The sequence below is a fragment of the Methanomassiliicoccus sp. genome, assembly GCA_033485155.1.
GTDB lineage: Archaea > Thermoplasmatota > Thermoplasmata > Methanomassiliicoccales > Methanomassiliicoccaceae > UBA6.
Genome location: JAWQJJ010000001.1, coordinates 172,301 through 195,150, shown reverse-complemented (window position 1 = coordinate 195,150; position 22,850 = coordinate 172,301). Strand labels below are relative to the sequence as shown.

General features: G+C 56.2%; 28 protein-coding genes and 2 tRNA genes. 12 read left to right on the top strand and 18 right to left on the bottom strand.

The features are described 5' to 3' along the window. The first annotated feature begins 26 nt into the window (after positions 1-26). Positions 27-290 (top strand): PRC-barrel domain-containing protein, encoded by a 264-nt coding sequence (locus SA339_00985; GenBank protein ID MDW5561771.1) that lies wholly within the window; start codon positions 27-29, stop codon positions 288-290. A gap of 107 nt (positions 291-397) precedes the next feature. On the opposite strand, the gene SA339_00980 is transcribed toward SA339_00985, so the two are convergent. The 3 genes from SA339_00980 to SA339_00970 are packed head-to-tail and all read right to left on the bottom strand — an operon-like array spanning position 398 to position 2,005. After that, the gene (locus SA339_00980) at positions 398-994 is read right to left on the bottom strand and encodes an HDIG domain-containing protein (protein MDW5561770.1); all 597 of its coding nucleotides are present in this window, start codon (positions 992-994) and stop codon (positions 398-400) included. Beyond that, complete coding sequence (locus tag SA339_00975) at positions 975-1,499, bottom strand: tRNA (cytidine(56)-2'-O)-methyltransferase (protein MDW5561769.1); 525 nt, start codon at positions 1,497-1,499, stop codon at positions 975-977. Before SA339_00975 ends, SA339_00980 begins: the two co-directional genes overlap by 20 nt. Positions 1,500-1,507: 8 nt before the next feature. Beyond that, positions 1,508-2,005 carry an ArsR family transcriptional regulator gene (locus SA339_00970; protein ID MDW5561768.1) on the bottom strand — a complete coding sequence of 166 codons (498 nt, stop codon included), beginning with the start codon at positions 2,003-2,005 and terminating at the stop codon, positions 1,508-1,510. 121 nt (positions 2,006-2,126) lie between these two features. Between SA339_00970 and SA339_00965 the strand changes: the two genes are divergently transcribed. Next, complete coding sequence (locus tag SA339_00965; protein MDW5561767.1) at positions 2,127-2,303, top strand: hypothetical protein; 177 nt, start codon at positions 2,127-2,129, stop codon at positions 2,301-2,303. Here the strand turns inward: SA339_00965 and SA339_00960 are convergent. From SA339_00960 to SA339_00950, 3 genes are read right to left on the bottom strand one after another with little or no spacing between them, the layout of a single operon-like run. Continuing rightward, positions 2,300-2,854, bottom strand: coding sequence for a hypothetical protein (locus SA339_00960; GenBank protein ID MDW5561766.1), 555 nt, complete (start codon positions 2,852-2,854; stop codon positions 2,300-2,302). The genes SA339_00965 and SA339_00960 overlap by 4 nt on opposite strands. 28 nt (positions 2,855-2,882) lie before the next feature. Next, complete coding sequence (locus SA339_00955; protein MDW5561765.1) at positions 2,883-4,346, bottom strand: hypothetical protein; 1,464 nt, start codon at positions 4,344-4,346, stop codon at positions 2,883-2,885. Beyond that, on the bottom strand, positions 4,333-5,052 hold the full coding sequence (locus SA339_00950) for an ABC transporter ATP-binding protein (protein ID MDW5561764.1): 720 nt from the start codon (positions 5,050-5,052) through the stop codon (positions 4,333-4,335). Before SA339_00950 ends, SA339_00955 begins: the two co-directional genes overlap by 14 nt. A 276-nt stretch (positions 5,053-5,328) precedes the next feature. On the opposite strand from SA339_00950, the gene SA339_00945 reads away from it, so the two are divergent. From SA339_00945 to SA339_00935, 3 genes are all read left to right on the top strand, one after another. After that, complete coding sequence (locus SA339_00945) at positions 5,329-5,829, top strand: hypothetical protein (protein MDW5561763.1); 501 nt, start codon at positions 5,329-5,331, stop codon at positions 5,827-5,829. A 69-nt stretch (positions 5,830-5,898) separates the two neighbouring features. Beyond that, on the top strand, positions 5,899-6,447 hold the full coding sequence (locus tag SA339_00940; GenBank protein ID MDW5561762.1) for a LemA family protein: 549 nt from the start codon (positions 5,899-5,901) through the stop codon (positions 6,445-6,447). 6 nt (positions 6,448-6,453) lie between these two features. After that, complete coding sequence (locus SA339_00935) at positions 6,454-7,200, top strand: TPM domain-containing protein (GenBank protein ID MDW5561761.1); 747 nt, start codon at positions 6,454-6,456, stop codon at positions 7,198-7,200. A gap of 61 nt (positions 7,201-7,261) precedes the next feature. Here the strand turns inward: SA339_00935 and SA339_00930 are convergent, their stop codons facing one another. Beyond that, the gene (locus tag SA339_00930) at positions 7,262-7,480 is read right to left on the bottom strand and encodes a hypothetical protein (GenBank protein ID MDW5561760.1); all 219 of its coding nucleotides are present in this window, start codon (positions 7,478-7,480) and stop codon (positions 7,262-7,264) included. Between the two features lie 158 nt (positions 7,481-7,638). Between SA339_00930 and SA339_00925 the strand changes: the two genes are divergently transcribed. Both SA339_00925 and SA339_00920 read left to right on the top strand, forming a co-directional pair. Continuing rightward, positions 7,639-7,947 carry a hypothetical protein gene (locus SA339_00925; GenBank protein ID MDW5561759.1) on the top strand — a complete coding sequence of 103 codons (309 nt, stop codon included), beginning with the start codon at positions 7,639-7,641 and terminating at the stop codon, positions 7,945-7,947. A 43-nt stretch (positions 7,948-7,990) separates the two neighbouring features. Further along, a tRNA-Asn gene (locus SA339_00920) sits at positions 7,991-8,085 on the top strand. A gap of 70 nt (positions 8,086-8,155) precedes the next feature. Here the strand turns inward: SA339_00920 and SA339_00915 are convergent. The 4 genes from SA339_00915 to msrA all read right to left on the bottom strand — a co-directional run bounded on the left by SA339_00915 (position 8,156) and on the right by msrA (position 10,953). Beyond that, positions 8,156-8,767, bottom strand: coding sequence for a DUF2284 domain-containing protein (locus tag SA339_00915; GenBank protein ID MDW5561758.1), 612 nt, complete (start codon positions 8,765-8,767; stop codon positions 8,156-8,158). Between the two features lie 114 nt (positions 8,768-8,881). After that, positions 8,882-9,868 carry a DUF523 and DUF1722 domain-containing protein gene (locus SA339_00910; GenBank protein ID MDW5561757.1) on the bottom strand — a complete coding sequence of 329 codons (987 nt, stop codon included), beginning with the start codon at positions 9,866-9,868 and terminating at the stop codon, positions 8,882-8,884. Beyond that, on the bottom strand, positions 9,868-10,416 hold the full coding sequence (locus SA339_00905) for a heme-binding protein (protein ID MDW5561756.1): 549 nt from the start codon (positions 10,414-10,416) through the stop codon (positions 9,868-9,870). The genes SA339_00910 and SA339_00905 overlap by 1 nt, the downstream gene beginning before the upstream one ends. Positions 10,417-10,476: 60 nt before the next feature. After that, positions 10,477-10,953: a peptide-methionine (S)-S-oxide reductase MsrA gene (gene msrA, locus SA339_00900; protein ID MDW5561755.1), complete on the bottom strand. Its 477-nt coding sequence runs from the start codon at positions 10,951-10,953 to the stop codon at positions 10,477-10,479. A gap of 122 nt (positions 10,954-11,075) precedes the next feature. On the opposite strand from msrA, the gene SA339_00895 reads away from it, so the two are divergent. Then, positions 11,076-11,174: transfer RNA gene (locus SA339_00895), tRNA-Ile, on the top strand. A gap of 89 nt (positions 11,175-11,263) precedes the next feature. On the opposite strand, the gene SA339_00890 is transcribed toward SA339_00895, so the two are convergent. Next, positions 11,264-11,662 (bottom strand): hypothetical protein, encoded by a 399-nt coding sequence (locus tag SA339_00890; protein MDW5561754.1) that lies wholly within the window; start codon positions 11,660-11,662, stop codon positions 11,264-11,266. 771 nt (positions 11,663-12,433) lie between these two features. Continuing rightward, positions 12,434-14,278 carry a fibronectin type III domain-containing protein gene (locus SA339_00885; GenBank protein MDW5561753.1) on the bottom strand — a complete coding sequence of 615 codons (1,845 nt, stop codon included), beginning with the start codon at positions 14,276-14,278 and terminating at the stop codon, positions 12,434-12,436. Between the two features lie 850 nt (positions 14,279-15,128). Here SA339_00885 and SA339_00880 point away from each other — a divergent pair. Then, a complete protein-coding gene (locus SA339_00880) occupies positions 15,129-15,692 on the top strand; it encodes a methyltransferase (GenBank protein MDW5561752.1) in 564 nt (187 codons plus the stop codon). A 553-nt stretch (positions 15,693-16,245) separates the two neighbouring features. Beyond that, entirely contained in the window at positions 16,246-16,569 is a 324-nt protein-coding gene (locus tag SA339_00875) for a hypothetical protein (GenBank protein ID MDW5561751.1), read from the top strand. A gap of 138 nt (positions 16,570-16,707) precedes the next feature. On the opposite strand, the gene SA339_00870 is transcribed toward SA339_00875, so the two are convergent. After that, positions 16,708-17,019, bottom strand: a complete 312-nt coding sequence (locus SA339_00870) for an antibiotic biosynthesis monooxygenase (GenBank protein MDW5561750.1) — start codon at positions 17,017-17,019, stop codon at positions 16,708-16,710. A gap of 166 nt (positions 17,020-17,185) precedes the next feature. Between SA339_00870 and SA339_00865 the strand changes: the two genes are divergently transcribed. Then, positions 17,186-17,782: an inorganic diphosphatase gene (locus tag SA339_00865; protein ID MDW5561749.1), complete on the top strand. Its 597-nt coding sequence runs from the start codon at positions 17,186-17,188 to the stop codon at positions 17,780-17,782. Positions 17,783-17,949: 167 nt separating this feature from the next. Here the strand turns inward: SA339_00865 and SA339_00860 are convergent, their stop codons facing one another. From SA339_00860 to SA339_00850, 3 genes are all read right to left on the bottom strand, one after another. Then, positions 17,950-18,411 carry a general stress protein gene (locus tag SA339_00860; GenBank protein ID MDW5561748.1) on the bottom strand — a complete coding sequence of 154 codons (462 nt, stop codon included), beginning with the start codon at positions 18,409-18,411 and terminating at the stop codon, positions 17,950-17,952. Positions 18,412-18,616: 205 nt separating this feature from the next. Beyond that, positions 18,617-20,491: a PAS domain-containing protein gene (locus tag SA339_00855; protein ID MDW5561747.1), complete on the bottom strand. Its 1,875-nt coding sequence runs from the start codon at positions 20,489-20,491 to the stop codon at positions 18,617-18,619. Between the two features lie 50 nt (positions 20,492-20,541). Continuing rightward, positions 20,542-21,477 carry a mechanosensitive ion channel family protein gene (locus tag SA339_00850; GenBank protein ID MDW5561746.1) on the bottom strand — a complete coding sequence of 312 codons (936 nt, stop codon included), beginning with the start codon at positions 21,475-21,477 and terminating at the stop codon, positions 20,542-20,544. 332 nt (positions 21,478-21,809) lie between these two features. Between SA339_00850 and SA339_00845 the strand changes: the two genes are divergently transcribed. Continuing rightward, positions 21,810-22,226 carry a hypothetical protein gene (locus SA339_00845; GenBank protein MDW5561745.1) on the top strand — a complete coding sequence of 139 codons (417 nt, stop codon included), beginning with the start codon at positions 21,810-21,812 and terminating at the stop codon, positions 22,224-22,226. 142 nt (positions 22,227-22,368) lie between these two features. Here SA339_00845 and SA339_00840 read toward each other — a convergent pair whose 3' ends face one another. Then, positions 22,369-22,659, bottom strand: coding sequence for a winged helix-turn-helix transcriptional regulator (locus SA339_00840; protein ID MDW5561744.1), 291 nt, complete (start codon positions 22,657-22,659; stop codon positions 22,369-22,371). Positions 22,660-22,850 lie beyond the last annotated feature (191 nt).

Sequence of the window (22,850 nt, the reverse complement as noted above, 5' to 3'; positions counted from 1 at the left end):
ACGGGATACCGCGACTGGGATGACTCATGCTAGAGGAAGCGTCTGAGCTAATGGGATTGCAGGTCTACACGTCGAACGGTATCTTCCTGGGAAACGTCAACAACCTGGTGATCGATCTTGACAACAAGCGCGTGGATGGCCTGTTCGTCAGCGAGACGAATCCCCTCCTGGTAGAGGAGTCGAAGGCTGTGAACGTGCCGTTCCGGTGGATTCAGTCGGTGGGAGACATCATCATCCTGAAGTACTTCCCCAAGAGGGTCACCACCAAGAAGCCTGCGGCGAAGCTGTAAACTTCTCCGTTTTTCCAGCGGCGTCACTGCCGCCAAACCTCACCCATGCTCTAGCTGGTCAAACGTCCCCGACGGAGGGAGGATCGGTTCCAGAACCGCCGGCGGGGTCAGTCGGTCCACTTGTTGATCCTCATCTCAAGGTACTTCGAGCAGGGACTCTTATCCAATGGCTCGAGGTTTGCGGCGATTGTATCAACGTCCGTTCCACACACCGCCGACAGCTCACGATGCATGGCCAGCATGCGCTCACCCGATTCACGCAGCCCTTTCCTCACGAAGTCTTCGAAGGCAGCGCGCGAAGTCATATAATCTGCATCCCCCACCAGGTTGTCGGCGTGGCAAACGATCTTCTCTTCCAATGTAGATGGGATGTAGTCCAGCTCGGGCAGGCCCAGGACCCTGGCCTCCTCAGGAATTATTCCCGCACCAATGTGCTTCCTGATGATCAGCACCAGCGGCTCGGGCAGGGCCAGGGAACGGGCGATGGCTTCCCCCTCCACCCCGTGACGAATTCCGTGGGTCCTCGACCTTCCGACATCATGCAGCAGTCCCCCGGCCCGCACTAGATCGATGTCCGCCCCGCACCGGCGGGCGATGGCCACCGCCAGACGGGTGACGGTGCAGACATGCTTGATTACCCGGTCCGGGGTGCCCTGGGACCGCAGTATCTCGATGCATTCCTGTTCATTCGGGACCGTTGACAACCTTCTTCCCCCGCTCGCACGGGACCACGGTCATGCGACCATGGAAATCGGTGCGCAGTCCGGCGCCCTCCTTGAGGCGGTCCAGGAAGACCGCCAGGGCCGCCACCTCAGAGTGCGGCTGGTTGCCGACCCCGATGTTGAACGTCGCTGCCTGGTACACCTCGGGGGGTACCTTCTCCGCCCCGACCACGATGAGCATCTTCTCCGTCATCGCAGTCCGCACCTTGGGCAGCGCATCATCGATGTGCGCACCATACATGGTCAGGTGCACCTTGGTTCCTTCGAAGTTGCGTAATAACTCCTTCCACTTGACGCCGGTGGTGATGGTGAAATCGCCGCCGAAGCGCTTCACGACCGACCTGACGCTCCTCTCGAGCTCCTCGTCCAAGGTGGACACGTAGATCCCCTTGGCCCCGAAGGCCCGGGCGGTGAGGGCCACGTGGGTCGTCACCCGCTTGTCCCTTTCCGGTCGATGGCCGAGCCTGAGGATGAATATCTCGGTCATTCCCGGCCTCACTCCTTGAGGCGCTCTATGCGATGGCCCCGGTAATCAAGACGGACCGAGCGCTTGACCAGGCTGCGCAGCATGGTAGAAGTGATGCCGAGCTTCTCGGCGATGTCCCCGGCGAAGCGGCCCTCCGGCCCGACTTCCTTGAATATCTGCTTCTCCAGGACCTCGAACTCTTCCTCCGGCATCATCGCCGCGGCGAGGACGTCGGATATCTCATACACCGGCCATGAAGCGTTGATGTGAAAAGAGGTGTAATAGGTGTGATATGCCTTCTCGGGGAACGACCCGCTGGTCGACTGCCACCTGGTCTCCACGAGCTTCATCTTCTCGAAAAACTTGAGGGCGTCGGCACCCTCCGGCCCGAACTTGGCCTCCACCTCTTTGGTGGTTCGCCATTCAAGCGTCACCTCCTTTAAAACCTCTCTTTTTACCTTGGTATCAACGGCCCGCAACATCGGTACAAGTTCCGATGGTTCGTTGATAACCTTGATTCTATTCATAGCCCACCTAATTGGTTTGTATGGATATAAAGGACTACCGCCCCTTTCTATTAGTATAGGTAGGGAAGGCTGACCTCGCTGACCTCAAAGGTTATTAACGACGAGACAATTACTCGTGCCCATGGCCGACCAGCCACAGAAAGTATATTGGCAGTGCGTTTTCACTGGCAAGGTCTACAACACCGAGGAGGAAGCCATCAACGCATGCGAGGGACCTGTCCAGCCGTTCATCAAACATTACGATCGGTATCCAAAGAAGGGATTCTTCGGCACCGTTACCTGGCGCAAGGGCGACTAGACGCCAGTTAAGATGAACAAGGCTAGGAGTGGCACGACGATCATTAGGATATCGTCGTCCACGTAGCTCGTTTTTATTCCCTCAGCGGCAATAGCTACCGCTGAGGTCACCGCCGCGGCGACCCCCCACTGGAGGTCCAATGGGACGAGGAGGGCGAGCACCGCCATCATGATCGTCAGATGAAGAGCGTAGGGCAACCAGGGATACCACTTCGACCGGCGCACTACGCCGATGACCGGGTCCACCCAGGCCATGCCAAAGATGACCGGGGCAGTCAGCTCGAGGGGGAAGAACAGGAAGGAGAAGGTGAGGGCGATCCCCGCCCAGGCGGCTGCGGAGATCTGGTCCGCCTCGTATGGTCGCATGCCCGGAACCCTGATACCCAGCGCCAGCCGGGCCGCTTCAAATATCAGCGTAGCGGCCAGGGCCAGCAGCAATACTGCCTCCTTCTGAGGCCCCCCTGGCCAAAGAGGGGAGGGGAGGATATAATACACTAAGAACACCGGGGTGCTGAGGTGGACGATCCTCCGGAGGATGGCGGTGGGCTCCATGTTCCTTGCTCATCATCCAGGAGGGCGATTAAAAACCTGTGCCCGACCACCGGCGGTCCAGCCTCCGGTACAGAACCAAGGTCATTACCAGCAGGACGCCGAGGACGGCGACGATGGCCACTCCGGCGATGAACGGTGAACGGTCCACGGAGAACGACAGGATGGTCAGACCGGTCTCCGGCAGCATAGAGACCAGGGCGAACCGGAGCAGCACCTGGGGATTGAACAGGTAAGAGTTAGGGTGCAACCCCGTCAGATACGACATCGACACCACCATGTACACCATGGTCACGTAGAGCACCGGAAGCGCCAGCCACAGCAGGCGGGTCTCGTTATTGATCACCGACAGCGTCAGAACGAAGGCAGTTGAGATCGCCGTGGTAAGAAGGATGAACATCATCAGCTTCGAGCGGATGATCCGAGTCGGGCTGACCGGGAGCGTCTCGTAGTAGTCGACGGTGTCCATATTGGTGAGCCAGGAATAGAGCATGACGCCGAAGAAACCGACCATCGAAGCGTAGAAGACCAGGTTGAATCCGACCGGGACGTTGAGACCGGTGTTGATGTACCAGGTGGCGAAGCTCAGGAAGGTCAGGGGGGCTATGAAAGTGAACGAAATCTTGCCGATCGTGCCACTCCTCAGCAGGTCCACCGACTCCTTGGCCAGGTAGGGGCGGTAGGACCGGGCGAAGGCGAACCGGCGCAGGTAGGACGGCAGGATGTTCGCCCGGGGGCCCTTCTTCTTGACCTCCCCGTCGTAGGTCTCGGCAACGCACAATATGGCCAGAACGCTGAGGCCTGCGAAGGCGGAGACGGAGAGGGCAAGGCAGGACGCCGCCCTGGAGATGTCGTCCCCGAACGGAGGGAGAGCCATCTGGAATCCGACGGAGGGCAGGAAGGCGTCCATGCTGTAGAGGTGGAGCACCCCGAACCCGATGAGCACGGCCATGATGGCTCCTACCATGACGAGGAGAGCGATCCGGTTCCTCGAGCCGATCACCGACACGGCGAAGCTGAGGGAGATGCCCAGGAGGAAGGAGAGGACCAGGGTAGCGGAGATGGATAGAACCGCCCCCCATGAATAACCCACCACCGCTCCGGCCACGACCAGGCCGGATATCGCCGGGCCCAGCATTAGGGCGATGTAGAAGGCGATGTCCCTTATGTACATCCCGAGGAACGTCGAGCGGTAGGACAGGGGGAGCAGGGCTGGCATGGCCACGATGTAATTGTACTTACCCTGCCTCCGTTCGACGTAGGTCCGGCCCAGGAAGCCCAGCGCGCCCACGCTTATCCCGTAGAGGCACACCCCAGCGTTGAGGCTGGTGACCATGTCCCGCAGGTCGATGTTACCTGCTAAGTTCCTCATGGTCAGGGAGGTCACCAGGGCGATGACGAAGACGAAGACGGGCATGGCCAGGAACATCCTGGACGAGGAATATGATACATGGAGGCGGTACTCCTCCCGGAGCATCAGCTTAAGCAGGTGCATCGTCGGTCACCATGCGCAGGAAGAGGGACTCTAGGTCCTCCTTCTGGGTCAGCTCGGCCACGCTCCCGGCGGCGATCACCTTGCCGTGGTTGATGATCACCATCTCCTGGCAAAGTTTCTGGGCGATGTCCAGGATGTGCGAGCACAGGAAGATGGTTCTGCCCTCCTCGCGGAGCTCGATGAGGTACTCTCTGAGCTTGTGCTGGTAGATAGGATCGAGATTCACGAAGGGCTCGTCCAAGAACAGTAGTCGAGGCTCATGCATGAACGCCGCCGAGAGCATCACCTTCTGGCGCATACCCTTGGAGAGGTCCTTGCACAGAGTACCTTTGGTCGATTCGAGGTCGAAGAAGCTCAGCCATCGATCGATGCGGTCCTCGATGTTACCTATCTTCCTGACCTCGGCCACGAAGTACAGGAACTCATACGCGGTCAGATAGCTGGGGGGAGACTCCACCTCCGGGACGATACCCACCTCCTCGCGTATCTTGATCCCGTTCCCCCGGACATCTAGATCCAGGACGCGGGCCTCCCCGGAGGTCGGACAGATCTGGCCGGTGAGCACCTTCAGCAGGGTGCTCTTTCCCGCACCGTTGGGACCAAAGCAGCCAAAGAAGGTCCCCTCCGGCACCGAGAACGTCACCCCGTCCAGGGCATTAACGGCGGAATACTCCTTGCGCAGATTGCGGACCTCGATGGCTGCCACGGGCTCGCCATCCCCGGCCATCTTATTTAATCGCTCGGGCCATATTATCACTGAACTGGTTAGTAAATAAATTATTTTATTTATCTAACTAAATGTAACTCGATGCGGCCTACGGCCGATCCCGTTTCGCGGCTCCATGGGTGGCCACAGCGCCTGGGATGAGATTGTAATGCCGTTCAACTCGGTAGGACCGGTCGAGAGATGGGGGGCATGCGAGAGAGCCCTGTTTTCCTTCTTCAATACTTAATTAAATCCTGCTATGCATTATCTTCGTTCATGACCACTTACGAGCCGCCACCTTACCAACCTACGCCTCAGGCCCCGTACTACCCTGCCGTACCGAGGCACCGGCCGTTCGGCGTGACCCTCCTCGCGATCCTGGAGATACTGTATGGCATCCTTCTCCTGATCGCCTCCTTCGCCCTGTTCGGGGCGGCCTACCTGATCGGAAGCCAGGAGTTCATAGACATGCTCGGTCCCAATGCCCCTCAGTGGCTGATCGATGCTGGCCCCGTCATCTTCGGGGCAATCGGCGTTGTGATCCTTATAATGGCCATCATCGCCTTCCTGCTGGCCTGGGGTTTCCTCAAAGGCAAGCGCTGGGCGTGGATCCTGGGCATAATCTTCACCATCCTCAGCATCCTGGGATCGATATTCTCGGCGGCAACGAGCTTATCCCTGTCCGGGATAGCTACGCTGGGCCTCTCCATCCTCATCCCGGTGATCGTGCTGATCTACTTGCTGCTGCCCAGCACAAAAGCGTGGTTCACCCGCTAGGCAAACTCATTCCCGTTTCCATTTATTCACGGGTCAAGATTGATTAGCTGATGCTCCGTGCCTCGAGCTATGGCCATATCCAAGAAGCTCATCGTCGGCATCGCGGCGCTGGTGGTGGTGGCCGCCCTGCTGCTGACGGTCGTGCTGCCTTATAACTCCCTCGTTTCCAAGCAACAGAACGTGAAGAACAAGTGGAGCGCCATCGAGGTGCAGGTCCAGCGGCAGGTTGACCTGATTCCCCAGGTCCTGGCGCAGGAGAACGTATCCATGCAGTTCGAGGAGGGCTTGCTTACCAACCTCACCGCGCTCCGTACTCAGTGGCTCAACACTCTGGCCAATGGCACAGTGGATGCCCAGGTCAACTTCACCAGCCAGTTCTCCACCCAAGTAGGGTCGTTCCTGTCAGTGGCGGAATCCAATCCCTACATCCAGTCGATCGATGTCGTCAAGGACGTCATCACCGAGCTGGAGGGCACCCAGAACCGCATCGCTGCCGCGCGCATCTTCTATAATGACGCCGTAGCCGAGTACAACACTGCGGTCCTCAGTTTCCCCTCCAACCTCATCGCCGGGAGCTTCGGTTTCCAGGAGGCCTCCTACTTCGAGTCGGGGCAGTGAGGGCGCTTGCGCTCCTCCGCTCGGACGGTAGCCGGACTGGTGGTCCTGGCGATAGTGGTCGGAGGAGTGGTCGCGGGAGGATACCTGCTGACGAGGCCGTCGGAGAGCGGGGCGGACATCTCCATGCCCCGGCTCGAGTACTATGCTACCGACCTTACCGGCGTGGTTTCCGAGGATGACCTGTACTACATCGGCGAGCTGTGCTACGAGGTGGACCTTAACTCAAGTTGCGAGATGGTCGTGCTCGTCGTCAATACTACCTACCCGCACGATATCGACTACTTCGCTCTGAGGACCTTCCAATACAATGAGATCGGCAAGTCCGGGCAGGACAACGGCGTCCTAGTGGTGGTGGCCACCGACGACCGTACGTGGCGGGTGGAGGTCGGCTACGGCCTCGAAGGCATCCTGACCGACGTCCGGGTCAGCCACCTGGCCGAGGAGTATCTGGTGCCCAACATGACCGCTGGCTCCTACGGCGACGGACTGTTCGAGCTCACCTATGCGCTCGGTAGCATCCTCATCACCGAGTACGACGGAGACCGGTCCGCGGGACCGGCCTTCCCGATCGGCGGGGTCCCCCTGACTTGGGGGGAGTGGGCCATCATCGCCGTTGTCTTTGTGATCGTGGTGATTGTGACCAGGGGGGCAGCGCTGCGACCTCTATTGCTGCTTCTGACCGCGATCGGCGGGGGCAGGGGAGGCTTCGGGGGCGGGCGATCGGGAGGGGGAGGGGCCTCGGGGAAAGGATGATCTTCGATGCCTGGACCCTGAGCCACCCGAGGAAAAATAAGGAAGGGATTTCACCGGAATATCAATCGCACCCGCACTTGTGGGGCGCGGTCCGGCCCGCGCAACGGGAGCACACCCAGTTGTTCTTCTCCGAAACGTTCCAATCAGTGCAGTCGCCGCACACCCACTGGTGACATTTAGAGCATTCGTACCCTACATTGGGCGCCCCGGGGTCCGTCGAACGCTCCTTGGTTATCTTCCTTCCGCAGGCTTGACACTTGCCTATGTCCAAATCCGCCATGGTCGCACCTGCACGATGATTCTTGCAGGTGATATTTCAGACGAGAGGATAGTTGCTTCAAGCATTGCGAGGGATGGCCTCGAACCGGTCAGACGAACGACCTGGCAATGCTCATATATGCACCATTGTTATCACGGCACAATCGTCGGAGGGGCTGAATGAAGGGCAACAGTGTTCTGACCAACAAGATCGAGAGCGAGATCGAACTTCTCCAGAGACATGTCCAGATGCTCAAGGCCATCATGGACAACGAGCCCATTGGCATCATTCGCCTCTCTGAGCTCCTGGTCTATCCACAGCACAAGGTCCGGTACTCACTGCGCATCCTGGAGCAGGAGGGCTTGATCAAGCCCTCCCCCGAGGGCGCCGTGACCACTGACAAGCTCAAGGTCTTCATGGACCAGCTGAAGGTCATCCTGGACGACATGGAAAAGACGGTCAAGGAGTTGAAGTCCCAGCTAGGATGAAGCGAAATTGATTAATACCAGTGGGTAATTCACATGCCTACAAGCCGTCGTAGCTCAGCTGGTAGAGCGTGTGACTGTTAATCCCCGACCAGGGGAACGGTCATCACAAGGTCAACGGTTCGAGCCCGTTCGACGGCGCTCACTTTTCTTCTATCATCATTGACCGCAAGGGCGTTCCGCCACACCGGCTGTTCACCCGGTGCGCCGCTCAGTCTACGAGCACCAGGCCGTTCCACACTGGTCGGTCACGAGGAGGCATCTCGAAGGGCAGGCCGGCGTTCTGGGCCGTGAGCAGGACGTCAATGCTCATGGCCTCCATGGAGGGGCGGGACCGGAAGGGATGGCGACACTTCTCCCCGGATCTCTGGCCCACGCATTCATGGCACAAATGGCAGGCCCCCCCGGAGAGCGCGGTGGCGAACCTATGGCCCATGGCCAAGGCCTCCTTCTCCACCTCGCCGAGGAGTTCGGTGAACTCGACCTCGCTCCTGTTCAACCTCTCCGCGTAGTCTCCCTTCTCCATGATGTGCTCCAGCCTTCTGCCTTCCTGTGCCTTGATCAGCTCCCGGTCCAGAGGGATGGGATACTGGATGAGAAGGGCATGGTCGTATTGCCTGAGAACTTCGATGAACTGGTCGATGGGCATGACATTGGGCGGGCACATCAGGTTCCAACCATAGTTGTTGCAGGTCGGCACCATGCACTTGAGTCTCACCCGTGGGTCAATAATCACTCCGCGTGCGCTCATGGGCTTGGCGGCGCTGGCCCCCTTAGATACGGCCAGCTGGCACAGCTTTTGCAGATCTGCGTTGGTCGACATGCTTTGCACCGTCGGTCACCGCCGGCCAGGCGGCCTTTAGGACATGGAGGTCCGCGGCCATAACCTTTCTTCCGCATAATCGTGCCTCCCCCATCCAGCTTTCGGGTAGGGGGGTCAGGCCATCTCCCGCCACTCGCAGGAGTCGGTGACCCCTACCGAGAGTATTCCGGGGGGAAAGGGCTCGAAGAACGCCTGGGCAGCGAGATACTCGACGTCAAAGCGAATGATGTAGGATCGCATGAGGCTGAGACACACGCTGAGGGGGACCCTGGCCTCGCGATACATGTCCAAGTTCTGGAGGAACAGGTCCCTCTCATCCTTCCTCAGCCGCTCGGAGACATATCCGAAGGCGTGGCTGAGGACATTGATCGGGCTGGTGCACCCTGGCGGCCTCGTCAAGGCCTTCCGCAGATGATCTCGGTATTCGTCCAGAAGGGAGCCCATCTCGTTGCCGGAGCGGTTGGCCACCACCCTGCCGAGACGGCGAAGCTCGGTCTGGTTGTACATCATCAGGAGGAGCTTGTGGCGGGAGTGAAAATCGATGAGATCGGACATTTCGCTCTCGTCGTTCAGTTCTCGGAAGGAGCGAAGGGTGAATGCCCGAGTCAGGAAGTGCTCGCCGAGCTTGATGTTACGCAGCCGGGCCTCGTCCTCCACCGCGAGGCCGTCCAGGCGGCGGAGGACCTCCTGCCCGAACATGCCTGCACCGCGGTCCTGGGGCACCGCCCCCTGGCGATCCGGGTAGGCCCGCACGTCCCGCGCCCCGCAGGACGGAGAGCGGCTCTTAAGGATGAAACCGTCCACTACTCCCAGACGGTCCAGGAACTCCGTGGTGAAGGAGGCCATGGGCGAGGTGAGATCCCGTCCAGTGGATGGCTGGACAAGATGCCTCTCCCCGCCCCGGAGGACGATGCGGATGGGATCCCGGGGCACCCCCAGCTCTATGGCCACCTCCGGGCAGACCGGTACGAGGTCGGCGTGATCCATGAGGCGGCGGACGAACTCCGAGGAGATCATATCGCCGTTGTAGCGGCAGTGATCGAACTCGATGCACCGGCTGATCCCCAGGCGGGGCCGGGGGAACGATCTGGGCGAGGCCATCATACCACCCCGCTGATGTCCTCGTCGAAGATCTCCGCACCGATCTCGTTGCGACGCATGAATCCGGGAGCAAAGGGGCTGTTGTAGCGCATGAGGAACGGGGGGCCCTTGACCCTGATGGCACGCCTGTTCAGCCAATCTAGGAGCTCGCGCTCTTTCTCCATTATCTCTCGCAGGTGGGCCCGTCCGCTGAACCGTAGGACAGCGACATGACGGGGCGGGACCGATACCAGTTCGATCCGGGCATCGGCCGGACGGGGAGCTGTCCTCAGGTCGAACCGCAATGGAAGGACGAAGGAGAAGGTGGACTCGTCGCTTATCACCGGAGCGGTCATGCCCATCCTTGTGCCCGACCTTGTGGATACCACCGGAGCGGTCATGGACATGTTCTCCCCCGACCGGTTGTTACCGGAAATATAGTCGAAGAGGATAGAGAACGCCGAGTCGTCAGACTGACCCCTAACGGTGGCCAGGAGGATCGACGGATACCTTCGGATCTCCACCTGGTCAAAGGTCCGTACCACCTCATAGTCGATGACTTCGGTCATTTGCCCTCTTATTCGAACAGGAGATTTACCAAGGCACCATGGCCCGCGAGAGGGGCTGGTTCAGATGTGACAGGAAGCCGCCCCATGCTTCTGCAGGTACTTCTGGTGATACTCCTCGGCCCGCCAGAAGGTGGTCGCTGGCACGATTTGGGTAACGATTGGGCGCCTGAACCTTCCTGCCTCCTCCTGCCCGGCTTTGGAGCGCTCGGCCGCAGCCTGCTGCTCCGGCGAGTGGTAGAAGATGGCCGAACGGTACTGGTCGCCGACATCAGGTCCCTGGCGGTTCAGAGTGGTTGGATCATGGATGTTCCAGAACACATCCAGTAGATGATCATAGGATACTTTGGAGGGATCGAAGGTCACCTCCACGACCTCGGCATGACCGGTCCGGTGACCGCACACGTCACGGTAGCTTGGATTTTCCTTGGTTCCGCCCATGAAACCGACCTGGGTGGAGAGCACCCCCTCCACCTTGTCGAACTCCGCCTGCACCCCCCAGAAACATCCTGCCCCGAAAGTAGCCTTCTCTTCTGCCATTGGAACACCGGTGCTATCTAGGTCTAGCGAGTATATAGGCCTGAGGATTTTTCAAAGGACCTGGGATACTGTTCCAAGTTGGCAAAGTATTTATTCGGGGGGTCGTTTAACCTCGATTGCACGGGCCCGTAGCTTAGTCCGGTGGAGCGTCAGGCTCATAGGTGTTCCCCTGTGGGACCTGAGATACCCGATGGTCGTCGGTTCAAATCCGACCGGGCCCACTTCTATGCATATCCAGATGGTGGATATTTTTTGTCAATAACGGGGGTCTCGTGATACGTTGCCACCGGGCGCTCCTTCCAAACGCCCTCTAGCTGCCGTCCGGCGACGAAGCGCTCGATCCCTCGATCTTAGAGAACACCGGCTTGGCGAAGACGAAGTTACACACCTCCGGCACATCGATGCCGGTGTCCAGCATGTCCATGGAGATGGAGATACGGGGCATCGATTCGTGCTCGTAAGCATGCAGGAGGTCGGTCGCCCGGGAGTCCTCGGACACGATCATGCGGGCCAGTTCCCCACGGTACTGCAGGTACAAGTGTTCGAACGCTTCCCAATGACTCTTGATATGGCCCTTGGCCATAGTGAAGATGATGGTCTTCGCCGGCAATGTGCCGGTAGCGTTCATCAGACGGTGGTCCATGAACTCCCGGACGATGCCTCTGAGTGCCCTTGACCGCCACTTTGCGCTCCAGATCGGTGCCCTCAAACTTGAGTTCGTCAGGCTGGAAGCCTTCTTTCACCGCCTCCTCGTACTCATACATGGCCGTAAGAACGCCGTTATCGCATCCGAAGAAGCGGAAGGTGTCCCGGTCAGACGGAATGCAGGCGGAGGATTGTGACATGAACTAAAATATTAATGCCATTGGATTGAATTATGAGGCCGATGGTGCCTTGAACTGCCCAGCTTGGTTTTGACCAGCTAAGTGTAGGTGATTTCACACAATATGTCTCGGGAGGGGGCAGTCGCATCGTATACTATGTCGTGGGTAGGCTTTCCATCCTCGAATATCCTTAACACCCAAAGAAACCGTGGCATCGGCATAACCAGATGGTTCTTCTTTCCCTGGACCTTTTAATCTTTTAGATAGTTCTTGTAGCTATTGACGCTATAGAAGAGGATATCGATATTATTACCCAGTTCTTGATAGAAATCCTCCTTAAGGCCTTATACCTCTCTGAAAGAGGGTCGAATCTTGTGGCATGAGGGAGAGAACCGATAGGCATTAAGTCCGATGTAAATCCCTTAACTGATAGTAGGCGCTGGCTACAAGATGGCCGAGCGAAGGCGATTGTTACTGGGCGAAACATAGCGGCTTAATAAATTGGTGATGTTGGTAGTATTTAGAAAAAAGAAATTTGAAGAGGTTTGTCCGGCAGGCATCAATGCACGATTCCTCGTTATTGAAATTATTATCTATCTGGCTCGGTATCGAATCAAATCCGACCGGTCCCCCGTTAAATCAGATAAACAATCCAATCATTTCCGCCTTATCATTACCAATAAGATGACCAGCAACGCTACAGCCAGCGGTGCTACAATCACCACTGTAGTGGTTGTGGCTGGCATTGTGATGTCTGATTTGGTGCCCCCTCCAATCAATAATTCAAACGCTTGAGTGGTATTGCCATTGCCCGATGGGTTATGAGCAGCTACTGAGAACGAGTACATCCTTCCGGTTGTAAGGTTAGTGATGGTGGCTGATGTACCTCTCACGTGTTTTACATCCACGCCATCTTGGTAGATGATATAGTACTCGATAGTGCAACTAGTCTTACTACTAGGCGCTTCCCAAGATAATTTAGCATCTGTACCTTCACAGGCAACTGAAAGATTTGATGGGGATTCTTGGGTCGGTACAGGATATGCGGGTACGGTGCCCCACATCGGAGTACTGAATCCCGTTGCATTCTCACCATAATAGATCGTCAAATCATCACTGCATCCTTCAACCCAGCTATTCCCCCATGACCAGCAGTCCGGTGCATTACCATCAAAAATGATTGAGGTGAGAGACGAACAGCCACCAAATGCTGAATATGCGATGTTCTTAACGCTGCCTGGTATTATGATTGATGTGAGAGATGTGCACTCTGCGAAAGTAATGGCCTGAATCATGTCAAGATGCTCAGGGAGGAGGATGAATTCGAGATTGCTACAGTCCGCGAAAGCGCCTCTTCCAATGCTGGTGACGCTGTTTGGGATTTCTATTAATGTTAGTGCTGAGCAGCCCCAGAACGATTGAACCCCTATGCTGGTGGCATTGGCCGGTAAGGTCAATTGGGTGAGGGCGGAACAATCACAAAATGTCATGTCGCTAATGCTGGTGACTCCATCGGGAATGGTTATCGACGTCAAAGATCTACAATGATTGAATGCCCATCCTCCGATGTGAGTAATGCTGGAAGGGATGACAATCGAAGTTAGAGATGTACAATCAGAAAATTCGAAGTCATTTATGGCAGTTAAAGAAGAGGGGATGGTCACAGAGGTCAAGCCCGTGCTACCGCGTAACGCTTGATCGACAATAAATGTGACATTGCTGGGAATTACAAAGTCGCCCTTCTTACCTGATGGGTATTGGATTAGTTTTGTTAATGTTTTATCATAAAGAACACCATCCACACTAGCGTAGTATTGATTATCTGGATCGACTGATATTGAATCAAGCGCGCTACATCCTGAGAGAGCACCTGGTCCAATATTGGTAACGTTGGCGGGGATGGTGATTGATTTTAGAGAGCTACACCACGAAAAGGCACCCTCACCAAGGCTGGTGACGCTCTCCGGGATTGTTATCGAAGCTAGGGAGGTGCAAAATTGGAAATCACACAGGCCGATGTGTATCTTGCTGTTCATCATGCTCATGGAAACCAGGGACTCACAATCGACGAAGGTCCAGTCTCCGAGATTGACTTCGCTTTTCTGTATGCTGACCGATATAAGGGAGGAACACGAAGAGAATGTAAAATTCCCAAAGGTCACAGCGCTATTCTGAATAGTGACATATTGCAATGAGTTGCTATCAGAGAAAGTGCAGTTTCCTACAGTTATGTTGCAATCGTAAATCACGAGCGAGATTAGCGAGCTACCAGAGAAAGCCTTCTCACCTATACTCCTAACAGGTTTACCATCGATCGCAGAGGGTATGACCACCGCTCCGCCAGGTCCTAGATAACCTGTTATCTCCACCGCGTCCCCATTGTCGATGAGCGCATACCGAAAATCTCCACCACTTTCGGCCGATACGGTTTCAATGAATGAAGCATAGGTGATTGATATGCACAGTAAGGTGAGCAGTATGGATAACAACTTGCAGTACATGACTTACTTCCCCCACGTAAAGTTGTTAGATTGTATAATGTATAATTTATATATAGATTACTAAATAGTATCCAACGAGTAAACCTTCTTGTTCGTCCTATTTTGAAACCTGAACCATAGAGAAAAATAATGAAAAAGAAAGAGTTTGAAGCTCCGGTGCATTTTTCCGCAAATTAAGATTGAAATCGAGGATACTGGATCAGGAACCCGCACTTTCTGGAAAATTTCAGGGAACGGGCCATTAAGACTAGATTGTTATTGGTATCAAGGCAATTTGCTGCTTGTGTCTCTGCTATTTTCATCAGGCTCTCCATACTCAGGTTTAGGCCACCAGTCGGATGGAATATCATCCAGGCTATGGCATTGCCCTTTTAGACCATTGGGATACTTTCTGACAAACCAGATGCGATATCGCCAAGCGTCCTGATGGCTGCCCTGTCACCATAGGGAATTGCATCTAGTGCGGATGCGTTCCTGACATTCTTGCTCAGCCAGTCATACTGTTTTTCCACACGTCCTTGAGTTGTATGCCGGCAGAACCCTGCTTGATTATGAAGCATAGCATCCACAGTCTTAGCGTCAACCGTTCGATAAGGGTTGCTTTGTCTCTCCAGAATCTGGTTAACACCTTCTTGTCATCGTGAACCTTTTCCTCAGGCCATCACCATTTTTATTTATTCATTAGCGTTATCGGATTCAAGAAAATATTGATTTGAAGAGCCAAAGTGTTGTCTTGTCATACCAACCTATGATTTCTGAAGTAGAAGTCAAACGTAGGCTTGAGTGGCAGGACAAGGTGTGTCTTGAACACTCAACGGAGAGAAAACCTACCTCGACGATCATTCGAGGTATGAAGTTCGTGATGCCGTCCAGCGTTTTCGCCCCTGTTCCCTACGAGTACAACCTACTCGCCAAAGCGGCGATAAATGATGTGAAGGTAGGGGACCGAGTACTGGACGTGGGCACGGGGTGCGGCGTTCAGGCTGTGATGGCAGCTACCAAATCAATAAACGTCTTCGCTGTAGACGTGAACCCATTTGCGGTAAAGTGTGCCCAGCAAAATGTCCTATCGAACCATCTGTCTTCACGGGTTAAGGTGATTAAAAGCAACTTGTTCGAAAACGTCAAGGGACGGTTCGATCTGATCACTTTCGACCCTCCGTTCCGATGGACTGAACCTCGGGATTATTGGGAGATGTGCAGCGCGGACCCATGTTATGGCACTATGATCCATTTTTTCGAAAATGTGAAAGAGTACCTGAGAGACGACGGAAGAGTTTTGGTGCATTTCGGGACTTCTGGAGATATAGTATTCTTTAGGCATCTGATTAGTAAGAACGGGTTCAGACGAAGGCAAGTGATGAAACAGAGCAGAAAAGGGTGGGTATATTTCGTCTATAAATTGACGACATAGCTAATTCATCGTTCAATTGACTGATCGGAACCCTATTACTTGATTGGTATCCATTACCACGTTTAAGTCATGGATTTAACACGGCACCATTTTATGTGGATTTTACAAATTAAAGGACATCCTAAGCGAATAACGAACCCAATCGGCAACTAACCTGTGGCGTTGCCTGGTAATCGAAGTCCATTCTCCTTCATCTTGCTCATGAGTGTTTGATCTCGGCTTAACCCATCAAATTAAGAAAAAGAGGGTTCCGCCTATTAGATCGCTCACTGTATGATGTGCCGTTATTGACCCCCGAACAAGACCACCTGGATAGGCATTGACAGAATTTGACCGGGCCCACCTTTAAACATTTCCAGATTGTGTGGATTTTCATTGAGCGGAACCTAGTAATTGATCTTCAATGGGAGCTCCTGCCGAAAACTTGGTTTCATTTGATTCTACTGTGAACGGCGGTAATTGCAACGGACTGAACGTAACGTACCAAATCCCCCCACCTTATATTCAGGAGCGGACATGTCTCACTATGGTCCAAAGGCGGACGATCGCGATCATGATTGCGGCGATTTTGATCTCTACGGTGGTGCTCGCCATGCTTCTGTCACAAAAGCAGGTGGAAGAGAAGGATGTGCGCTTAGACTTTAATGATGGATCTCACCCGTTGACCACCAGGATCGGCGATAAGGAGTTTGACCTCATCCTCGAACAGGGCGATGAATATTATTATGGCCTGACCATAGTGGTGGGCGGGCAGGAGTACTTCTCCGTCATCATATGGAACGAGACCTTGACCGTGAGCGGGGTCGACTTCACGGTCACCCATATGGACTCTGAGGGGATAGTCCTCCACCTGAGCGCGGACAGAGGACTGTTATGAGACCTTGGACCTCAACCGGCCATCGTCTACCAAGGATCATGCGAAGCACCGGCTGGCATCGTTGCTCGTAGACGGTCAAAGGCATCGATACCGATCCTTCGCTCACAGTCCACCGAGGCCCTGTTCAAGGCAGAGGTGTCAGGCATATATCTTCGCCATCTCCGCGATACCGACGGTCTGGTTGGCGACCTGGGGCGGTCCGACCAAAATATCCGTGAGCTCGCCGCTGATCTTCTGGAAAAGGCCGTCCTGATTGGCTCCCATGGCCTCCGAGGAGTTCCAGAAGCTGATGACCGTTACCCTATCTGGACTCTTCACCGATAGCAGGGAAATAACCCCCGTGAAACCGTTCTGGGCTTTCAGCTCATCGAGGTGGGTGTTCATTCTCTTTACCCCTTCGTTCCTCATTCCCGGCTTGAACTTCCAGCAGGCGATTCTTGCACTGACCATATTGACCACGTGCCGCGATAGCGGCCATCACCGTCCTTCAACTTTGCACCATCAGACAGCGGGAGTCATGGTGTACTTACGGCGATCCGGCGAGACTGTGGACTGTCCAATGAGCTAGTCATTGAGCGGAGGTCCGGAGGCCTATTGATAACAAGGACGTCGAGCCATGAGGATAAGTTCAAAAGGGGAGAGGGGCCTGCCACCCAGTGGTGAGAGAATGACCCTATGGAAGAGTTTACCCGTTGGCCGTGACCCCCCTAATATCATCAACGTCATCATCGAGACCCCCAAGGGCAGCAAGAACAAGTGCGAGGTCTCCAAGCAGTTCGACGCTGTCGTCCTTGATAGGGTGCTCCACTCGAGCGTCATCTTTCCCCTGGAGTACGGCATGATTCCCCGGACCTATTACGAGGATGGCGACGCCCTCGACGCCATGGTCGTCCTGTCCGAACCTACCTTCCCCCGGTGCGTCATAGAGGCCAGGCCGATAGGCCTCCTTCGATTGCGAGACGAGCACGGGCCCGATGACAAGGTTCTGTGCGCCGCGACCAGGGATCCCCGCAATCGAGAGTACTACGATCTTCACGACCTTCCCAAGCACTACCTGGAGGAGATCGCGGAGTTCTTCCGGACCTACAAGCGCCTCGAAGAGGAGAAGAACACCGAGGTCCTGGGCTGGGACGGAAAGGAGGCCGGGCTGAAATGTGTCCAGGAGGGCATGGAGCTCTTCAACAGGAATTTTGGAGACGGTGCCAAGGAATGACCTCGTGACCCTCATCGGCGTCTCGTCGTTTCCTCCAGAACCCCGCAGCCGGCAGCAGGGCCTTGAACCTTTCATCTCGCCAAGGGGTACCCGCGTCGTCGTCCTGAAGGAAACGGTCAATCGTTACATATCCTAGCGAGGGAATGGTTGTGCAGCTCTGGGCATGCTCAGTCGTTCTTGTGCGACTGCTTGCCGCCCTTGCGGCCGGCCTCTGATAGCTTTTCGTGGGTGGACCCACTCTCCCTTCCCTCGGAACCCGAACTCCGTCCTCCACCATGGGAGTGCTCCCCGCCCTTTACTTTAGCCTCGCGCGGCTCGGCCTCTGCACCTTTGGAGCCAATCTCCTTGTAGAACTCAGGGCCTCGCTCCTCAGATACTGTCTCTCCCCCCTTCCTGCCGATCTCCTGGTAAAATTCTTTGCCGTGGGTCTCGGCGGTCTTCTCGCCGCCCTTCTGACCAATCTCCCGGTAGAACTCTGAGCCCCGCTCCTCGGCAACCTTCTCGCCGCCCTTCTGACCAATCTCCTGGTAAAATTCCTTTCCGTGGGTTTGGGATGTCCTCTCGCCGCCCTTGCGGCCGGCCTCGGCCGTGGTCATCTCTCCCCTCTTGGAACGCTTCTTCTCAGCCATGTTTTCACCTCGTTACCCAATTCAGGGCTAACTGGGCCTTTTTATTGCACAATATTAAACCGTTTACCGTTGCTACAACGGGGGAAAGGGAAGGATGGTGCAGAGCTGTCATATGCCTCCTTCCCGCTGGTCGCCCACCGCCCATAGGCTGCCTGGCCGCTCCTCCTGCAGCGTACGCATTCGCCGATGATGACCGTGGGCCGTCTCAACTCCGAGGAAGGGTGAAGAAGAATGTCGACCCTTTTCCCGGCTCTGACTCCACCCCCATTCGTCCGCCGTGCCGCTCCACAATCTTCCGGGCTATGGCCAAGCCGATCCCGGTGCCGGGATACTCCTCCCGAGTGTGCAGACGATGGAACATCTTGAACACGTACTCATGGTACCTCGGATCGATGCCGATGCCGTTATCCTTGACCTCGAAGGTCCATTCGCCCCCCTGGGGTCGGGCGGAGAGCGTTATCCTCGGCGGCTCGGAGCTGCGGAACTTGATGGCGTTAGAGATCATGTTTGAGATCAACTGGCTCATCTGCGTCCTGTCGGCCATGACCGTAGGCAGAGGGTCGACCTGAACCTTGGCTTCGGCCTCAATAATCGACAGTTTCAGCTCGCTCAATACCAACTGAGCTACTTTGTTCATGTCAACGGGGGAGAACTCCTTTCCTCTGGTCTCCACCCGGGAGTAGGTCAGCAGGTCCTCGATGAGCTGCTTCATCCTCTGTGCACCATCGACCGCTAGGTCCACGTACGATCTGGCCTGGGGGTCGAGCCTTTCGCCGTACCTCTGGTCCAGCAGCGAGAGGAAAGAGGTGATCATTCTCAGAGGTTCCTGAAGGTCGTGCGATGCGATGTACGCGAACTCCTGCAGCTCGTTGTTGGATCGCCTCAGCTCCTGCTCCACCATCTTTCGATCAGTGACATCGATCATCACCCCGTAGGATCGGGACAGCCGCCCCGGCTCATCCCGCTCGGTCCGGCCCCGGGCCTCGATCCATCTTAGAGTACCGCTGGGCCAGAGGGCGCGAAACTCCAAATTATAATCGTTTTGATCCTCGGCCGCTGATCGTACCGCCGCCTCCACATCGGCTCGATCCTCTGGATGTACTCGGTCCAAAAAAGCCTGGAGACCGGGTTTGACCTCTTCGGCATCGTAGCCCATCAGACGGTAGAGCTCATCGTTCCATACCACCTCTCTGCTGGTGAACCGCCAGTCCCAAGTCGCCAGCTTCCCTGCTGATAGAGCCAGGCCCAGCCGCCGTTCGCTATCCTTGAGCGCCTCCTCCGCCATGCGGCGATTGGTGACGTCCTGGATCGTGCCGTCCATCTTCACCGGTTTTCCCTTATCATCGAAGGTTACCGCCCCCTGGCTGTGAGCATAGCCTTCTTTCCCGGCCCTCGTCAGATATCGGTACTCCACGTCATAGATTGAGTGGTCCAGGGCGCTGGTGATCGCCGACTCGACTCGTGCCCGTTCCGAAGGGTGGACGAAGTCCAGGAAGTCCTTGTACTTCGGCTTGATCTCCCGGGGCTGCATCCCCATTATCCTGTACACCTCGTCCGACCAGAACTGCCGATCGAGGGGAATGTCCCATTCCCAGCTGCCGAGATGGGCCATCTGCTGAGCCCGTGCAAGATGGAATTCGCTCATACTCAGCTCATCCTCCACCTTCTTCCGCTCGGTGATGTCCGAGAATGTCGCCAGAGCACCGTCGTCGTTACCGTACGAGTCAAACAGCGGTTGCATCGACGCCGAGACCCACACCATGCGGCCATTCTTATGCTGCATCGGGAGCTCTACACCTCTCACGACGCCCGCGCCCGGTCGACCGTCCACCATATTCCACACTGCTCTGAGCTCGAGAGGCGCGAAGTCGGTGGGCGGACGGCCGAGCATCTCCTCCGGGGAGTAACCGAGGATGGCCGCTCCCCGCTCGTTAATGTAGTCGGTCCGGCCGGCTGCATCCAATGTCCAGATGCCCTCGTTGGCCATCTCGACGATCCGCTCAAACCTGCCCGGCGGAACCTGCGGTCTAGACGTCCTCTCCTCCATCGACCCACCGAGGTCCAAATTGTCACCCATCATACATAATGCTCATCCAGGGGCGTTGGGATTGCGCACAAGAACATTCCTCCCTACTTGTGGACGACGGTGATCTCCGGAAACATGTCAATTCCTGTGGCATCCGACCCGATCTTGATCCGCTCCGACAGACGGATCTCCGCCAGCATGAGCTGGAGCATTTTGCTGCGAACCTCCCGGCGGTCGTGGACCCGGGTCACGTACCGAACGAAGATGTCAACCCAATCGTCATTGAACGACATATAGGCCGAGGGCCTGACCTCCCTCTGGGTGAGATAATACTTCTCCATGACAACCTCGGTCAAAGCCTCCTCGGCGGCCCTAGCCTGTTCATCGGTGACCTCATAGGCAATGGCCTTGAACCGCTCCATCGCGTAGGGGATGTCGCTGTCCTGGGAGATGGGAAACTTGACCTCATCCCACAGGAAAGGGAAATCTTTGGTGTAATTGCTCACGATGCCCGACGTGGCCATGCTGTTGGGGATGGTCACCAGACGGCCGGTGGTCTGGTCCCCGCCGATCCATGCCCGCATCTCCAGCAAGGTGGTGTAAAGCAAACCGATGTCCACCACATCGCCCAACCACTCCTCGACCTCAATCCGGTCACCGACGCTGTAGATATCGTTAGCCAGGATGGCCAGGCCGCCGACGAAGTTACGGACGAAGTCCTGAAGCACGAAAGCCGCGGCGGCCCCGATGAGACCGATGGAGACGGCGAGGGTCTCCGGCTGCTCGATCCAGAGCACGGCCACCGTGCCCACGAAGATGAATACGTACAGGACGGTCAGCGCCTTGCTCAGGCTGTAGCGGGTCTTGCGATCCTTGACCCGCCGGGAAATAATCCCCTGAAAGATTATGGAGAACAGAAAGTAGACGAGGGCCAGAGCGAAGAACGAGTAGGAGAGCACGAGCCGTCCGGTCGGATTGATGATCCAGAAGGCAACACCGATCGCGATCAGACCGGCCAGGACGATGAGCTTCCTGATCACCTGTCAAAATAGCCATCCTGCCTCGTTAATATCTATCCCCAACATGATCCTGGAAGTAATGGGTTAACCGTCACCGCTCCGGGCGAATACCGTTTTCCAGATCACCGACGATCTCACCGATGACGTTCGGGGTCAGCCGTGAGCCCTCACCAAGCCCCTCGATAATGCCCCCGATCAGATTTTAAGGCTCCCAGGCTGGTTCCATAGGCTAGCCACCATCCAATTATGCATTCCCTGCTCCCTAGGTCGACCATTTTGCGGTCAATGGATTAATACTACCAGCTTGAACGTCAGAATAATACCCAGCCATCGACTGGTGAGGAGAGATAAAAATGACAGAGAAGACCACACATGAGAAGAGGTCAGAGGCTGGCCGCAAGGGTGGCGAGGAACGCCGTGGGATGTCCCGGCAGGAGGCCGGCCGACTCGGAGGAGAGAAGGTCGCCGAGGAGCGGGGGCCCGAGTTCTTTAGGGCGATCGGAAAGAAGGGCGGAGAGACTGTAGCCGAGGAGAGGGGGCGGGAGTTCTATAGTGAGATCGGCAAGCTAGGCGCCAAAGCCGAGCCACATGAGGCCAAGGTCAGGGGCGGCGAGCACTCCCACATGGGACCTGAGCGTAGCTCGGGATCGATGGGTGAGCTCACCAGGGAGAAGCGTACGGCAGCCGGCCACAAAGGGGCAGAAGCCCAGCCGGTCGAGGCCAAGAGGAAAGGCGGCGAGCACTCCCATGGGAGCAAGAGGGAGGACTGAACCGCCGCCGTCACCTGAACAGAGCATCAGCGGTGGATCGGGCTGACGTCTTCGGGCCGGCCCATGAATCACCTCGAGAGGGGCGCACCGCCGTCCCAGCGCTGAGCCTGGTTCGTCAGCTGGAGCGAGATTTGCCCCTGCATCACTGCCAGGAAGCGATCAGGCGGTCCAGGGCAAGCAGCTTCCTGACCACCGTCCGACCCTTATCGGTGAGGGAAAGGATGTAACGCTTCCGGGGCCGGGTCTCCATCCGGATCTCGATGAGGTTCTTGTTCTCCAGCTGTCGAACAATGAGCATCATCCGTCCATAGTTCGGCATCACCTCCCTCAGTTCGCTTGCCAGGACGTCCTCTCCCTTCCTGGAATCCAGATACTTCAGGATTGAGAACACGTGATCGATGTCCAAGACGTTTACATCTACATCTTCAGTCATCTTGCACTACGATATCTGTTAGATATCTTAAGTCTTATCAATCGTTTCTAGCATGCTTTCCATGCATCGATCGGCGAACGCCATCGGGCGTACCATTCTCATTACCGCTAGCGGTATTCGGAAAATAAAAGCGGGCCGTCGTACGGACGAGAACCTCACCCTACGGACTCCCTCGGCTCCAGCACTTGGCG

Bases quoted from the DNA above. Each gene is read 5' to 3' on its own strand.
- SA339_00985 (MDW5561771.1), top strand. From the start codon at position 27: ATGCTAGAGGAAGCGTCTGAGCTAATGGGATTGCAGGTCTACACGTCG.
- SA339_00975 (MDW5561769.1), bottom strand. From the start codon at position 1,499: ATGACCGAGATATTCATCCTCAGGCTCGGCCATCGACCGGAAAGGGAC.
- SA339_00970 (MDW5561768.1), bottom strand. From the start codon at position 2,005: ATGAATAGAATCAAGGTTATCAACGAACCATCGGAACTTGTACCGATG.
- SA339_00965 (MDW5561767.1), top strand. From the start codon at position 2,127: ATGGCCGACCAGCCACAGAAAGTATATTGGCAGTGCGTTTTCACTGGC.
- SA339_00960 (MDW5561766.1), bottom strand. From the start codon at position 2,854: ATGGAGCCCACCGCCATCCTCCGGAGGATCGTCCACCTCAGCACCCCG.
- SA339_00955 (MDW5561765.1), bottom strand. From the start codon at position 4,346: ATGCACCTGCTTAAGCTGATGCTCCGGGAGGAGTACCGCCTCCATGTA.
- SA339_00945 (MDW5561763.1), top strand. From the start codon at position 5,329: ATGACCACTTACGAGCCGCCACCTTACCAACCTACGCCTCAGGCCCCG.
- SA339_00940 (MDW5561762.1), top strand. From the start codon at position 5,899: ATGGCCATATCCAAGAAGCTCATCGTCGGCATCGCGGCGCTGGTGGTG.
- SA339_00930 (MDW5561760.1), bottom strand. From the start codon at position 7,480: ATGGCGGATTTGGACATAGGCAAGTGTCAAGCCTGCGGAAGGAAGATA.
- SA339_00925 (MDW5561759.1), top strand. From the start codon at position 7,639: ATGAAGGGCAACAGTGTTCTGACCAACAAGATCGAGAGCGAGATCGAA.
- SA339_00915 (MDW5561758.1), bottom strand. From the start codon at position 8,767: ATGTCGACCAACGCAGATCTGCAAAAGCTGTGCCAGCTGGCCGTATCT.
- SA339_00910 (MDW5561757.1), bottom strand. From the start codon at position 9,868: ATGGCCTCGCCCAGATCGTTCCCCCGGCCCCGCCTGGGGATCAGCCGG.
- SA339_00905 (MDW5561756.1), bottom strand. From the start codon at position 10,416: ATGACCGAAGTCATCGACTATGAGGTGGTACGGACCTTTGACCAGGTG.
- msrA (MDW5561755.1), bottom strand. From the start codon at position 10,953: ATGGCAGAAGAGAAGGCTACTTTCGGGGCAGGATGTTTCTGGGGGGTG.
- SA339_00885 (MDW5561753.1), bottom strand. From the start codon at position 14,278: ATGTACTGCAAGTTGTTATCCATACTGCTCACCTTACTGTGCATATCA.
- SA339_00880 (MDW5561752.1), top strand. From the start codon at position 15,129: ATGAAGTTCGTGATGCCGTCCAGCGTTTTCGCCCCTGTTCCCTACGAG.
- SA339_00875 (MDW5561751.1), top strand. From the start codon at position 16,246: ATGATTGCGGCGATTTTGATCTCTACGGTGGTGCTCGCCATGCTTCTG.
- SA339_00870 (MDW5561750.1), bottom strand. From the start codon at position 17,019: ATGGTCAGTGCAAGAATCGCCTGCTGGAAGTTCAAGCCGGGAATGAGG.
- SA339_00865 (MDW5561749.1), top strand. From the start codon at position 17,186: ATGAGGATAAGTTCAAAAGGGGAGAGGGGCCTGCCACCCAGTGGTGAG.
- SA339_00860 (MDW5561748.1), bottom strand. From the start codon at position 18,411: ATGGCTGAGAAGAAGCGTTCCAAGAGGGGAGAGATGACCACGGCCGAG.
- SA339_00855 (MDW5561747.1), bottom strand. From the start codon at position 20,491: ATGATGGGTGACAATTTGGACCTCGGTGGGTCGATGGAGGAGAGGACG.
- SA339_00845 (MDW5561745.1), top strand. From the start codon at position 21,810: ATGACAGAGAAGACCACACATGAGAAGAGGTCAGAGGCTGGCCGCAAG.
- SA339_00840 (MDW5561744.1), bottom strand. From the start codon at position 22,659: ATGACTGAAGATGTAGATGTAAACGTCTTGGACATCGATCACGTGTTC.